Annotated in this window: 11 protein-coding genes and 1 pseudogene; 3 read left to right on the top strand and 9 right to left on the bottom strand. The window is 66.3% G+C overall.

Annotated elements, in window-relative coordinates:
• The first annotated feature begins 2 nt into the window (after positions 1-2).
• Both MXD61_RS17550 and MXD61_RS17545 read left to right on the top strand, forming a co-directional pair.
• Positions 3-821: a metalloregulator ArsR/SmtB family transcription factor gene (locus tag MXD61_RS17550; protein WP_248814562.1), complete on the top strand. Its 819-nt coding sequence runs from the start codon at positions 3-5 to the stop codon at positions 819-821.
• A gap of 523 nt (positions 822-1344) precedes the next feature.
• On the top strand, positions 1345-2052 hold the full coding sequence (locus MXD61_RS17545; protein WP_248814561.1) for a class I SAM-dependent methyltransferase: 708 nt from the start codon (positions 1345-1347) through the stop codon (positions 2050-2052).
• A 340-nt stretch (positions 2053-2392) separates the two neighbouring features.
• Here the strand turns inward: MXD61_RS17545 and MXD61_RS17540 are convergent, their stop codons facing one another.
• From MXD61_RS17540 to MXD61_RS17515, 6 genes are all read right to left on the bottom strand, one after another.
• Entirely contained in the window at positions 2393-2743 is a 351-nt protein-coding gene (locus MXD61_RS17540; RefSeq protein WP_248814560.1) for a hypothetical protein, read from the bottom strand.
• A gap of 731 nt (positions 2744-3474) precedes the next feature.
• A complete protein-coding gene (locus tag MXD61_RS17535) occupies positions 3475-3867 on the bottom strand; it encodes a hypothetical protein (RefSeq protein WP_248814559.1) in 393 nt (130 codons plus the stop codon).
• Positions 3842-4120: an RHS repeat domain-containing protein gene (locus MXD61_RS17530; protein WP_248814558.1), complete on the bottom strand. Its 279-nt coding sequence runs from the start codon at positions 4118-4120 to the stop codon at positions 3842-3844. Before MXD61_RS17530 ends, MXD61_RS17535 begins: the two co-directional genes overlap by 26 nt.
• The gene (locus MXD61_RS17525) at positions 4107-4427 is read right to left on the bottom strand and encodes a DUF6531 domain-containing protein (protein ID WP_248814557.1); all 321 of its coding nucleotides are present in this window, start codon (positions 4425-4427) and stop codon (positions 4107-4109) included. Before MXD61_RS17525 ends, MXD61_RS17530 begins: the two co-directional genes overlap by 14 nt.
• A 42-nt stretch (positions 4428-4469) precedes the next feature.
• Positions 4470-4619, bottom strand: a complete 150-nt coding sequence (locus MXD61_RS17520) for a hypothetical protein (RefSeq protein ID WP_248814556.1) — start codon at positions 4617-4619, stop codon at positions 4470-4472.
• Entirely contained in the window at positions 4616-4840 is a 225-nt protein-coding gene (locus tag MXD61_RS17515) for a hypothetical protein (protein ID WP_248814555.1), read from the bottom strand. The genes MXD61_RS17520 and MXD61_RS17515 overlap by 4 nt, the downstream gene beginning before the upstream one ends.
• 120 nt (positions 4841-4960) lie before the next feature.
• Here MXD61_RS17515 and MXD61_RS17510 point away from each other — a divergent pair, with 120 nt between their 5' ends.
• Complete coding sequence (locus MXD61_RS17510) at positions 4961-8158, top strand: toll/interleukin-1 receptor domain-containing protein (protein WP_248814554.1); 3198 nt, start codon at positions 4961-4963, stop codon at positions 8156-8158.
• A gap of 35 nt (positions 8159-8193) precedes the next feature.
• On the opposite strand, the gene MXD61_RS17505 is transcribed toward MXD61_RS17510, so the two are convergent.
• The 3 genes and pseudogenes from MXD61_RS17505 to MXD61_RS17495 form a co-directional block, all read right to left on the bottom strand.
• Positions 8194-8535: a hypothetical protein gene (locus MXD61_RS17505; protein WP_248814553.1), complete on the bottom strand. Its 342-nt coding sequence runs from the start codon at positions 8533-8535 to the stop codon at positions 8194-8196.
• Positions 8536-8622: 87 nt separating this feature from the next.
• A complete protein-coding gene (locus MXD61_RS17500) occupies positions 8623-11991 on the bottom strand; it encodes a Swt1 family HEPN domain-containing protein (RefSeq protein ID WP_248814552.1) in 3369 nt (1122 codons plus the stop codon).
• A 1-nt stretch (position 11992) separates the two neighbouring features.
• Positions 11993-13270: pseudogene (locus MXD61_RS17495) on the bottom strand (DUF1156 domain-containing protein); the annotation flags it as partial.
• Between the last annotated feature and the right edge of the window lie 346 nt (positions 13271-13616).

Here is a 13616-nt window from a genome sequence, read left to right as displayed (position 1 = left end):
AGGTGAGCGCACTGGACGCGACGCTCGATGACGTGTTCCGAGCGCTGGCAGATCCCAGCCGCCGCCTTCTCCTGGACAGCCTGAACGCCCACGGCGGGCAGACCCTCGGCGAGCTGTGCGCCCAGCTGGACATGGCCCGCCAGTCCGTCAGCAAGCACCTGGCCGTGCTGGAGAACTCCCAGCTGGTCACGACCGTGCGCCAGGGCCGACAGAAGCTGCACTACCTCAACGCCGAGCCGATCAACCGGATCGCGGAACGGTGGATCGACCGGTACAGCCGCGAGCGCATGGAGGCGCTCGCGGATCTCAGACGCGTTCTGGAGGAACCGATGTCCCGTCCCGAGTTCGTGTACACGACTTACATCAGGACCACGCCGGAGCGGCTGTGGGAGGCACTGACCAATCCCGTCTTCGCCCGCCGTTATCTCGGCATGGGTCTCGTGACCGACTGGAAGATCGGTTCGCCCTATGTCTGGGACGAGGACCGGCTACGCATCGAAAGCCCGGAGCAGGTCGTCCTCGACTACGACCCGTACCGGCGTCTGGCCTTCACCTTCCACACGTTCACGCCCGAGGTGCAGCAGCACACTGGCCTGGACGACGCGACCTTCGCCGCCGCCGCGGCGGAACCACGCTCCAGGGTCGCCTTCGAGCTGGAACCCCACGAGGACCAGGTCCGCCTCACCGTCATCCACGACGGCTTCGACCCCGACAGCGCGGTGTTGCGCATGGTCACGAACGGCTGGCCGCTGAAGCTGTCGGATCTCAAGTCCAGCCTGGAAAGCCCCGCCGCATCCGCGGTGGCGGCCGGCCGGAAGTAGCCGGCGGGCACATCTCGTTGGCAACAAAGGCGTCCTTCTGGCCACGTCGGTCCGCTGCCGCCCCTGCCTCGCGCTCTCGCCCGATCCGTCCGTACGGGTGCGCGGCGTCGCCGGGCTGATCATACCGATGGCCGATGCGGCGCGGACGACGGAATGCCGAGCGTGTCCACGGCGAGCCGCGTCGTCCGGCCAGACGCGTTGATCTCGCCGATCGGACTGTGATGGCCGGGTCATAGCTGTACCGCGCCTGTGGCTGCTCGCTGTCGGGCAGAGCCCATCCGTCAGCCGCCCACCGGGATCGTGCCACCACCGCCAGCCGACGCCATCCGCACCACGCCAACCCTGAACCGCACCGCTGCTGGTTCGGATGACGCTGGTGGTCCGGCCGGACCCCCCTGTGGGCCACCCGGCACCGTCCCCCCGCCGCCGCAAACCCACGCACAGCTCACCTCGAGGCCCATGTCAGATCCCGGGCCAGGAGTGCGGTACCGCCTGTAGCGGAGCCGCTGGCGATCACGAGGCCATGCAGCGGGCGTTCGACTCGGCGCGCACCCACATCAGCTACACGTCGAACTGGCTGGTGGACTACGAGTTCGACCTCGACCGGGTGGACTCCCGCCTCAAGGCCGCGGAGGCCGCGCGGGTGCGCGCCGTCCTCACCGCTGCGGGCCGCTGGGGGGAGGTGGGCCGCTACCTGGATGTCGGCACCTGCACCGGCCGCTACCTCCTGCTCATGCGGGACGCGGTGCGCCCCGACGGCGAGCTCGTGGGCATTGACGAGGATCTCGACTGTGTCCGGTTCACCGAGGCCGCCCTGGACCGACACTGCCCACAGGAGACCCGGATCAGGGTCGAATGCTCGGATTTCCTCACCGTGCCGACGGACACCGGCCCGTTCGACACCATCACCTGCATGCTCGGCACCCTGTCCCACTTCGGCTGGAACCGTGCTCTTGACCACGATGACGCGTTGCAGGACGCGCTCGTCCTCATGCGCTCGCTACTGGCGGACGACGGCCTGCTGATCCTCGGGACCTGGTCGCAGCTCGCTCGCGACCGGCACGCGATGTTGGCGATCTACCAGGATTCCGACCGGCACCAGCTGGCCCGTTGGACGCCGCCGATCGAGGAGCTGCACACCCGACTGCGGGAGGCGGGCCTCGAGGTCGTCCGGTTCGAGCGTCCGGAGGCCCGGCTCGACCTCACCGTCGCCCGGCCGGTAACGGCCTGATGACGAGGGCGCTCTCGACTGTTGGGACGTGGTGCCCGGCGCCCACCACACCGCCTGGCTCGATCGGTCCACCTGTCACGCCCGCCAGACCATCGCCGTGGTCTCCGACGGCTGTCTGCGGTCGCGCGGTCACCGACCAGCCGATCCCCGGGCTGCTGGGGCAGATCGCTCCGATCAACCTGGCCGATCTGAGCCCCGCGCCGGACGGGAGGCGCCGCCAGGGCTCGTGGCATGCTCGCGGTGTAGCCGGTGGGAACGCCTCGTTCGTCCCTACCAACCCGACGATCACCACCGCGAAGCGGCATCCGACCCGGCCGCTGCCAGCAGGCCGCTCTTCACCCTATCCGTCGAACTCGATCAGGTCTTCGACTGCCTGCCTGAACCAGGCGTAGAAGTCCTTGAACTCTCCGCGCCGATGCCGACCCGGGCTTGCATAGTCATGCACTATGACAATGTTCCTTCCGGCCAGATCCCAGCAGGCAACATCGTCGTTGTCCTCCCTTTTCGCAAAAGGCACAAAACTGTCATCGGGATAACGCTCGGCGAGTCCGCGGTATATATTGAAGAGAATGGCGCCGTCCATGATCCACCATGGCTCGAGATCAGTCAGCCCGAGCTCTATGACTCGCAAGTAATCCTCGGGGTAGGAAAAACCCTCCGGGAGCTCCGCCATCGGTATCAGTGCCACCATTTCAGCTTCCACCCTAGCCAATTATCGGAGAACCCGAGGGATACCTGTTCCGGTAGCCCTTTCTCTGCCGCCCTATGCGGTGCACTACCGCATCTCCCAGTTCTCGGGAATCCTACCGCCTCGGGCTGCGAACCAGACAGCCAGGTTCTCCGACACGGGATCTACATGAGGATTCACGTTGGCCACCCCTGGGCACCTGTCATCTTGACCGCGAGTACTCGCGTGCTACCGAAGGTGAGCTGGCCGACGTTCAGATCGCCGGGTACCGAACATCAGGATACTTGATCTTGTTCATAAGCTAGCTGTAACGCATAAAAATCACCTCCGCTTTCACAAGAACATCACACACGGCAGGCCGCTGGCCCTCAGGAAGGAGAGTGAAGCGAATCCTTTCAACGTCATTAACCAGATCATGAAGAGTTTGCTCGTCCGCCTTGACCACATTTTCAAGTAAATTGGCCAGGCTGGAGAAGATTCAGATTACTCACTTCGTCATCACTGCCACCACTTGACCCTCCGGACTCAGAACGACTTCCAGGTTTTCTGCACGATGGATGATATCGCCACCCACACCCCGCCACACAACACTTCCCAGTCCCCGAAGTCGCGACGCACCTTGACGGACTCTTCCCAGGGGAGGCCGCGCCTGGCGCACTCGGCCTGCGCAAGCTCCGCGGCACCATTTTTGCTAATATTTCCCTTCGACAGGCAAAGAAATCGTGCAAGTCGCCTCATCGCACACCTTCGTAAATTCCATATCCGGCGGCGCCGGTCGCCGCGCCAACTCCCGCCAGCTCTGCGGCCAGCCCGGGTATCCCCACATACCCACTGGCGATCGGGAACCTGAGGCCCTGCCACAGACTTCCCGTTCCGTATGCCTCGGCCGCAACCTCCTCTACATACCGGTAGCTCCTTGATTTTTCATACAAGGCCAGAGTGATTTTGTTCAGTGGCGCTGGCGGCGTCAGAATCGAATAAACAGTCTCGCGCCGGAGAGTTTCCATGAACACCCAACCGGTCAGGCCGCGCCGAATAAAGATGTTGCCGTTCCCGTCGGTCTCGCCCAGCTTCCCATAAGGCAGGTCCCTGAAGGTGAAGTTACGCGCCCTGGCTGCCCCGCCCACGTCCTTGCGATGGTGGCTTCGGTGCCGCGGGGTGTTGACTCCTGCCGTGGTGGTGGCCGCCGAGGGGGTCGGTCCAGGCGGCGAGCTGGCCGCGGGCGTCGTACTCCCAGGTCGTCTCACGGCCTGCGGGGGTGACCAGGGCGGTCAACCGGCCGGCGTCGTCGCGGCGGTAGAGAGTGCGTGCCCCGGACGGGCTGCTGGTCCACACCCAGCGACCGGCCCAGTCATAGCCGTAGGTCTCACGGCGGGCCATCGGGGTAGTGACGGCGGCGAGGCGCCCGCCGGGCGTCCACTCGAAGATGCGCTGCCCGCCGAGGGGGCTGGCCCGCCTCGTCGTACCACCAGGTCTCCCCCGGCCCCCGGGTGAAACGAAAACCAGCGCCGTCGGCGTGCAGAGTCGCGCCCAGCAGCGGCAGCTGGGTCGACCGATCCACCCCGGGCGCGCCGGGCCGGTCGTGCGCACGGGAGTTGTACGTCCGCCGCCACCCGGCCGGCCCCACCCGACCAGGCAACGGAAGGTCAATCTCCTGCTCGACGAGGTTGCCGTTCGCTGTGCACACCGGATCAGCCGCGAAACCGCTGTCCGGCGTGCGGGCCAGCAGCTACGGGGCGTCGACAGTCAGGGAAGCCGTCGGCAGTGAGCCGATGCCGGCCGCCGCCAGGCCGGCGGCGATCCGGCTGTCGTCGACCGTGACCGTTCCAGCAACCGTACCCGCCGAGCCCCGGTCGGCGGGTACGAACGCGTCCTTCACCGTCCCGACGAAACGGTCCCGCTCCCAGCATCAGCCAGATGTGTATCGAGCTTCGCCCACAGATCCGGATGCGAAAGGCTGTACTGCGCCCCGAACCGAGCAACCACCTCGTGGTAATAAGCCCGCACACCGGCCGCCGCCGTCGACAGCGTCGTGCGGGCCGCGGTGGCATCCGTGACATAGGTGCCCAGGTCATCGGGATCGGCGGAGCTGGTGGCCACGATGGCTTTCCCTCCCTATACGCCTTGAGACTGTCCCACCCGCGAGAGCGCATCCTCCTCCCGTCATGGACTACACCCGGGCAGACAGGTCAATTCACGTGACTATGTCATGCTGATCGGGTGACCGGCGGGGGCGGTGAGGGCGCTCCCGACTGTTTCGTGTCGTACGCGCAGGACGCGCGTCCCTGGGCCGAGTGGATCGCCCACACCCTCGAAAGCGAGGGCCTGCGGGTCGCCATCGACTGCTGGGACGTGGTGCCCGGCACCCACCGCATCGCCTGGCTCGACCGGTCCACCAGCGACGCCCGCCAGACCATCGCCGTGGTCTCCGACGGCTATCTGCGTTCCACCACCGCGGTGGACGAGTGGGCGGTGGCCTGGTCCGCTCGGCGCGACTCCCCCGGACGTCCGAAAGGTGACGGCGAGCCTGAGGAACATGGCCGGAGACTGTTGGTCGCGCGGGTCACCGACCAGCCGATCCCCGGGCTGCTGGGCCAGATCGCACCGATCGACCTGGCCAACCTGAGCGCTCGCGTCGGACGGGAGGCGCTGCTCGGCGCCGTGTGGGGGGATCGCCCCGGCCGCGACACCCGCGAGGCCCGCGTCGGCGCTCCGCCCCGGCATCCCTACCTGGCGCCGCATCCCAGCGAGCTGCCCGCGGTGTGGAACGTGCCGACGCCACCGGCGGCGCTGGTGGGCCGGGAGGTGTCCCTCGCCCGGGTGGACGCGGCGCTGGCCCGGGCGCCGCTGGTCGCCGTCACCGGCCTCGCCGGGGTCGGCAAGACGAGCCTGGCCACCGCGTACGTCCACGCGCACCGCGCCGAGTTCGACGCCGTCTGGTGGGTGCCCGCCGCCCGGCCGCGGCTGCTCGACGAACGCATCCGCGCCCTCGCACCGGAGCTGGGCCTGCCCACCCAGACGCAGCCGGCCGCCGTGCTCGCCCAGCTCGACCGCGCCGACGCCCGCTGGCTGATCGTCCTGGACAACGCACCCGACGCGGCCCTGCCGCGGTGGCTGCCCGTCCCGGGGCCATCCGGGTCGGGCCGGGTGCTGGTGACCTCCCGCAATCCCGACTGGGAGCGGCTCGGCATGACCGTCGCGCTGGCGCCGCTGGAACGCCGGGAGTCCGTCGCGCTGCTCACCGACCGGATCGCCAGCATCGAGGCGACCATCGCCGGCCGCATCGCCGAGCAGCTCGGCGACCATCCCCTCGCCCTCGACCAGGCCGCACACCGCATCCTCGCCGGACGGTTACCCGCCGAGACCTACCTCGCGGAACTCATCCACGCCCCACGGCGCCTGCTCGCCGAGGGCGAGGCCCCCGGCCGCCCCGGCATCACCGCCGCGAACCTGTGGGACGAGTCGCTGCGGACGCTCGCCGCCGACTCCCCCACCGCCGCCGAACTGCTCCGCCTGGTCGCCCGCGCCGACGCCCAGGGCCTGCCCCTACGCCTGCTCACCGCCGACCCGCTTACCCTCGCCGACCCGCTTACCCTCGCCGACACCGTCGGCGCCCTGGAACGCTCGGGCCTCGCGCACCGGGACGGCCCGTCGGTCACCGCCCACCGCCTGGTCCGCGCCGCCGTCCGCGCCGACACCGACCCCGACCACGCCACCGAGCTCACCCACACGCTGCGCCGCCTGCTGCGCACCGCCCTGCCCGAGCAGATCACCGCCACCCCCGACGCCTGGCCAGCCTGGCGCGAGCTGCTCCCCCACGTCCTCGCCTCCCTGGACCGCCCCGACGACGCTGACGGCACCGATGGCACCGAGGGCCGTCTGGCTGCGGGCAGGAACGGAGCGGACGACGACCTGCACGCCGCCTGGCTCGCCGAGCATGCCGCCGCCTACCTGGTCGAACACGACCAGGGCCGGCACGCCCTGCCACTGGCCCTGCGGGCCGTCGAAACCCGCGGACGCCTCCAAGGCGCCGAGCATCCCGACACCCTCACCGCCGGCGCCACCGCCATCCACGCCGCGATCGCCGCCGACCGCCTCGCCGAAGCGGGCCCACTGGCCACCCAGCTGCTCGCCGAACGCCGCCGCATTCTCGGCCAGGACCATCCCGACACCCTCGCCAGCGAGGCCACCCTCGCCACCGTCTACGAACGTGTCGGCCGGTTCGACCGCGCCCTGGAGCTCCTCCCCCACACCCTGGCCGACCGCACCCGCCTGCTCGGCGCCGAACACCCCGACACCCTCGCCACCCGCCACCAGCTCGGCCGCGCCCACGACGGTGCCGGCCACCCCGACCAGGCCCTCGAGCTGCTGCGCGCCGTACGCACCGACCGCCGCCGCCTCCTCGGCGAGGACCACCCCGCCACCCTGGAAACCACCCACCAGCTCGCCGTCACCTACAGCCGCCGCGGCGCCTTCGGCGACGCCCTCCCCCTCCTCGACCGCACCCTCACCGCCCGCACCACGATCCTCGGCGAAGACCACCCCGACACCCTGCACACCCAGCACCGCCTCGGTGTAGATCTCGCCCGGGCCGGGCGTCGCGACGAGGCCGTGACCGTGCTCGACAACGCCGCCAGGCAACGCGACCGTGTGCTGGGCCCCGACCATCCCGACACCGTCGAAAGCGTCTACCACCTCGCCCAGGTGCATGTGATCAGCGGCAGGCTGGAGACGGCGGTGCCCCACCTCGAACGGGTGCTTGCCGCAAACGAGCGCAGGGATGGCCCGGAGTACCCGACGGCGAATCCTGCCCGGGAGCTGCTCGCTGCGACCTATCTGCGGCTCGACCGTCCCGGCGATGCCGTCCCCCACCTCGAACTCGCCCTCGATCGACACGTCCAGGTCCACGGCGAAGCGCACCGCAGGACTGCCGACACCCAGGCCGACCTCGCCACCGCATTACGCCGCAACGGCCAGCACGAGGAGGCCATACCGCCGTTGGAGCGGGCACTGGAACATCACGCCCGAACCACCGGTCTCGCGGACGCCCGCACCCTACGCACCGCGGACGACCTGATCAACCTCTATCGCGCCGCCGACCGACGGCACCTACCTCGAGCCATCGGACTCAGCGAGCAGATCCTCGCGGTCCGCAGAGAAGTTCTCGGACGTCCCCACCCGGATACCCGCGACAACGAGCACAGCCTCGGCCAGTTGTATCGCCTGGCGGGCCACCTCCAGACCGCCGTCGATCTCTACCGCGATGCGTCACGCGAGCGGATGCGCGAGGACGGCCCCTTTCACCCGGACACCATCAGGGCGCGTCAGGCCCTGGGCTACGCGATCCAGGCGATCCGGCCTGAGCGTGGTCCCGCCGAGCGTCTGTTCCAGCCCGAGCCGAGACGGGACCGTTGGTGAGCGACCGTACCCAGGCCGGTTTTCACACAGCCCGCTCAGTCTCGGTCGTCGCACTCTTCGCGCTCGGCCTCCTGCTGCTCCTCCCGAAGTTGCTGCAGGATCTCCTCAGACCATCGCTCGTCGGCCTCGGCGGCAAGCTGGTTGGTCACGTCGTTGCCGCGGCGGGCGTCCCAGACCCGGCTGGACGAGCCGTCCCAGTCCACAGGACGTAGCGAAGCGCCGCGGTCACGGCTTGGCGCGCCGGCATCTGGCTCGTCGCGCTCGGGGTCGTCAAGACGAGCCAACCGGGCGCTGCCCGTCCCATCAGGCGCGCCAGGCAGTGAGGAAGCCTCAACCGAGTTGGCCTGCTCGCCGGGCAAATCGTCTGGCCTCGTCATTCACGAACCTCTCAGTGATCGACGGTCCAGGTACCAGTTTCCACCTCGGCAGCCGTCGACGACGCCACCGGGGCAACACCGTCGATCTTAGCTCTCCTCGAAACTCGACTGGTCAAACTTCAAGGTCTTGGCGTTCTCCAAGACAGTGCGGACCCGGCCTTCCTCGAAGCCAGCACTCGTTGTCGCCTCAATCTCGACCTTCACGGAAAGCTCGATGCCGTCCTGACGGAGATTCGCAATGATCTCATCAGCGACGTTCTTGAAGTCGGCACCGATCTTGTCGGAGTTGAGAGTTTTCACACCAAAGAACCGCGTCTTGGCCTCGCGACGAAAGACGCCGCTACCCTCACCTTCTTCTTTGAATTCCTCCTTCCTCCTGTCTTCACCCCCGGTATCGGGCAGGTCCGGCTCGTCGGGGACTTCGGCGGCGCGCTGCTTGGCGGCGACGTCGGCACGTACCAGCAGCAGAGAATCGGCCGGTGGTGGCGCGGTGGTCTTGTCTTCGGGTATCCAGAGGCCGATATAGCGACCGGCCACCTCGTCGTAGCCGGTGGCGAGCGCAAAGCCATCGGCCTGCCAGTATAGTGGCAGGTTGGTGAGACCTTTATTGAGAACAGCCCGGTCGCGCAGACGAGGCATGTAGGGGTACTGGGTGTAGAGACCCCATAGTGCTCCGAGCGAGACGTGGCCATCTTTCCAGATTCCCGGGACCTTACTGATCGAATGCTTGATGTTCGCGGTTGCCTGCAGCGTCGCGAGGTCGCCGTCGTTACCGAGGCGGCGGGACACCCTCTCGGCCAGAGAGTTGGACTGTCCTTCGATCTTGGTCTCACGCAGGAGGAACGGCTCTTTCGGTTCCGGCTGGGCCGGGACCAGCGCCCAGGTGAAGGTCTGCAGCAGCCTGGCCGTGACCGTTTGGTCGGCCTGGGCCTGGCGCTGGTCGGCCTGCTTCCTCTGGTTCTGCGTCAGATCAAGCTCGGCATCGTTGTCGAGAACGTGCTTCCAGCCAAGATAGTCGCGAGTGGCGGTGTCGAGCTCCTCCAGCCGGGCCTCGTCGGGGGCCAAGTAGACGACCATGTTGCGGTTGGTCCGGTTGGCGTTGCCACGATGTTCAGTCGCCTGTTGCGCGAAGATCCTGGCAGCCGACTCGGTGCCCCTTTTGTGGGCAAACTTGGGATGCAGGATGACGAGCCGCGCCTCGCCGGTGTCGGGGATATCGGCATTGGACTCCGGGCAGACGTGAACGCCCACAAAGTCACCTTTCACGCGGCCCTGATTTAGTAGCCGTGCGACAATTTCCTCCCACACGACTTCCTTGTGGAGACGCTCAGCTTGGTCTTTGGCAGTCCGGGTGATGTTGGGCTGGAGATCATACCAGTACTTGCCAGACCCGGAGTAGAAGTACGTCGCTCGGTCACCGAGCTGAGTCAGCGCAGCATGGAAATTTCCCGGGACGTCGCCAGGGATCGCGGTGCCGAGGAACACCCGCTGGGTACCGATGCCTTTGTGGACCGAGCCGGGGGCAACGGTCGGGGCAGCACCGAAGAAAACTGTACGGGCGAGTCGCCGAGTCAGAGCCCGCTGGCCGAACAGCGGCTTCTCCTTGTCGATACGTGCCGGCTCGGAGTTCGGGCCGTCGACGTCAGCGTCGATGACCGCCTTCCAGTAGTCCTGGAGGTACTGGGTCAGCTCGGCATTCACATTCGCTGTAGCCAGCGGGATTGAACCCGGCATGATCAATGGGGACGCGTCCTCACCCGTCCACAGCGCATGAATCACCGTGCTCATCAGACGCAGGACACCACGGGTCCGCTGGAAGCGTTCCAGGGAGGACCATTCTTCGTAGAGAGTATCGAACAGCTCCGGGTGGATCGGATAGGTCCGCCGAAGGCGGTACTCGTAGGCCGGGTCGCGCGCCTCACGCGGAAAGTCGTCGGTGTACTTGCGGTACAGCTCCACGTACGCCTTGGCCGTCGCTCCGATCGCGGCGAGCGCGGCAGCATCAGGCTGCTTGAACAGTCGCTGTTTGACGATGTGGTAGGCCTCGTCCGACGACGCCGGGCGCCACTGGTCAGCCACCCGTCGTACGACGTTCTGGAGCCGTTTCAAGGCCTCAAGGCCGTTGGCGCCGCCTACCTCTTCGGCGTTCCCGGCAGCAATATCGGGGTCATCCTGATTTTTGGAGCCATTCGGTTTCTCGGAGGCGGGAATCGAGATCGCGAGGAGGAGGCCTGAGGTGCCCTTCGCCGCCTCGGTCAGCGATTGGGCGAAGGTGAACTGATCGTCGAAAGTACCACCCGCGAGATCGTCGCGGCCAACGAGCGATCTAGCGTAGGCAACCCACTCGTCGATCAGGATGACGGCAGGCGCGTACCGCGCCAGCAGCGTATGGAGCGCGTCGCCGGGATGGGTGCGGCTGCTGTCGGCGGTGGCGACGATGGCGAAGGCCTCGGCACCGCCAAGCTGCCAGGCCAGCTCACCCCAGATCGTGTTGACCTGGGTGCCGTCATCCTTGGTCACACCAGCGGGGCTGAAGTGGTTGCCGACGATCGCAACCCGATTCACCGCGGTTTCCGCATAGCCGTTGGCTGTGAGCAACTCCTGGGTTTCCTGCGGGAAGGAGTTCACTGGAAGCCCGGCAGCAACATGCCACAGCGACAGCATCGAGTGGGTCTTGCCGCCACCGAAGTTGGTCTGCAGATTGACCACTGGCGAGGCGTTGTCGTCACCCGAGAGCCGCCGCACTGCGCGGCCGATCAGGTCACGCAGGCCCTCGGTGAGGTAGGTGCGCCTGAAGAACTCGACCGGATCGGCGTAGTCGAAGTCGACCTCGCCGCCGGTGGCAACCTTGTAGAGGTCGGCAGCGAACTCGGAGGCGTGGAAGTTGCCGGTGGCGACGTCGTCATGGGGCTGGAGCACCTCGCGCCACGGCCTGAGCCCGGTGGCCTCGGGGTTGTCGACGGCAGCCTTGAGGACCTTCCTGTCGTCCTTGTCAGCGGTCACCCGACGCAGGTTGAGCCGAATAGCGTGGACCTGGTCGAACTCGGCGTTCGCCCCGATGAGCTTGAGCAGGCGCTCCCCGGTGTCGAGCGCACGGTAGGCGTCGTCGTCGGTGAACGGACGATTGTGCGCCCACCCGTTGCGGACCTCGCGGAGCTCGCTGGCGTAGGTCTCGCCGACGCGTCCCACCGTCTGACTGAACGGGTACCAGCCACTCTTGTAGCCGCCAGTGATGTTACCCTCAGTTAGAATTCGGAACTGAACCTGCGGGTCCAGTGGGTCGTAGCTCTTGTCTGCCGAGGCGCCGTTCTTGACGTCCTTCCCGTGGACCAGCTTCGTCCACTCAGCCCCCAACGCCGGATCGACCTGGCCGATCACCGACGAGATGAAGTCATCCAGAGCCGGGGCAAGGATCTGGAACATCCGGTCGATGCGGTCGCGGTTACTCAGTGCCATGTCAGTCGTCCTCGTCGAAGTCGATCGTGGACTGCCTCTCGGTGGGTTTCTTCTGCGTACGTACGACCTCCAGAATCTCCGGCCAGGTCGTCACGAGGCTATTGAAGCTTAGGGCATCCTTCGTCCACCCGTTGGCCTCAGCGATGCGAAAGAGCAGATGTGCGAGCTCCTTGACCAGGTCCGCGTCGATCGCTCCGTCCGGTCGACCCAATGCCGCCTGCAGAAAGCTGCCGGCAGGGTCGATACCATCACGCTCCAAAATCTTGATCAAATGATGGAGCGCCTCCCAGTTACTGGTGTGGCCGTCGTTCAGTATGTCGTAGCCCCAGAAAAGATCGGCAGGCTTGATGAGCTGCACTCTGCCGGCCCGGCTCCGCAGGATACCCTCCCGGTCCATCGCCTCGACGCTGGTGTTGCGGGCTCTGGCAAGACTGTCAGCGTCTCCAAACCTGCCAACACCATAGCCGTACTGCCTATACCACGCGATCGCAAATCGAGAGGTCGGGTCAAAGTCGCCCTCTTGCTCGGCGAGGACCGCGTCAAGAATCTCGTTGATCCGCGCCAGCGCGGAGCGCACTGTCATCTTGTTGCCATCGGGCTCGAGGACCGCACCGTACCGGCTGAACACCGCCATCCCCGGCCCGATCGCCGCCTGCGGCAGGTCTACTGGAGCAATCTGGCCCTGCTGAAGCCTTCGCAGCGCATCCGGCAGCTCGGCCTCCAGCGCTGCGATGAAACCGCGCCGGTCCGTCGTCGTAGCGTCCTCAGGGCGAGGACGTAGAGCCAGCACGATCGATGAGGCCAACGCGTTGGAGGCGATGCTTCGCATCCGGTTACCCAGCTCACTCCGACTTGGCCAAGTTGCTGTAATCATCCACCCTGAATGGATCATGCCTTCGAGAAGCGTCTCCCAGCCGGTCGACGCTTCCCCGGCGTCGCTTGTCTCGCTCTGCTTGAAGGCGTACCAGACCACAATGGGGTATTCGGTCATTGCTGTGGCACGAGCATGGGTGAAAACTTGCCGAAATCCGGCCTCGAAGAAGCCTTGAGCACCCACCTTACCATCATGGCGGTACGGATTTGCAACAAGTTCCTCTGTTTTTGGCACAAGCATTGTCGCAAGAAGATTGGGGTGAATCCCACGCAGCGTACGCCGCAACCAGACGTAAAAAAAATCGGAAAGATCAGAGTAGCCAATATTGTCATAATAAGGCGGATCGGTGTTGATCAAAAAAGAGGAGTACGGGCGGCTCGCCGCATCAGCCTGCCTTACCTCCCCTTGACGTTCGACATCAGGCAGGAACTCAAGGACTTTTACAACCCAGTCCACGCTCTCAGTCCAGGTCCCACTGGACTTCACAAAAGGGTTTATTTCAGCAAAGTCCCAAGCCATCGAAATAGCCTGACGAGCAAAGACCCCACGCACCTGCTCTTTACTGGGACTCGAATCCCAGGAAGATACAGACGTCTGACGGTCGATTCCTCGCGTCACAGCGATGCCGAGATAGGTGGCGACGGCGTCAGCATAGTCCTCGGACTCAGCGTCAGCCCTACCCGTCAAGATGAGGTGAGTCAGGCGATGGCTATCATCTTATGACCTGGGCGGGTTGGGAGAGGAAGATCGT

Origin of the sequence: Frankia sp. AgPm24 (assembly GCF_023243055.1) — a bacterium.
GTDB lineage: Bacteria > Actinomycetota > Actinomycetes > Frankiales > Frankiaceae > Frankia > Frankia umida.
Note: the sequence above shows the minus strand (reverse complement) of the source record. Positions and strands in the feature narration are given on the sequence as shown.

What these genes read in the sequence shown, in the direction of transcription:
- MXD61_RS17530 (WP_248814558.1), bottom strand. Translation starts at nt 4,120, where the DNA reads ATGGCCCGCCGTGAGACCTACGGCTATGACTGGGCCGGTCGCTGGGTG.
- MXD61_RS17505 (WP_248814553.1), bottom strand. Translation starts at nt 8,535, where the DNA reads ATGACGAGGCCAGACGATTTGCCCGGCGAGCAGGCCAACTCGGTTGAG.
- MXD61_RS17500 (WP_248814552.1), bottom strand. Translation starts at nt 11,991, where the DNA reads ATGGCACTGAGTAACCGCGACCGCATCGACCGGATGTTCCAGATCCTT.
- MXD61_RS17540 (WP_248814560.1), bottom strand. Translation starts at nt 2,743, where the DNA reads ATGGTGGCACTGATACCGATGGCGGAGCTCCCGGAGGGTTTTTCCTAC.
- MXD61_RS17545 (WP_248814561.1), top strand. Translation starts at nt 1,345, where the DNA reads ATGCAGCGGGCGTTCGACTCGGCGCGCACCCACATCAGCTACACGTCG.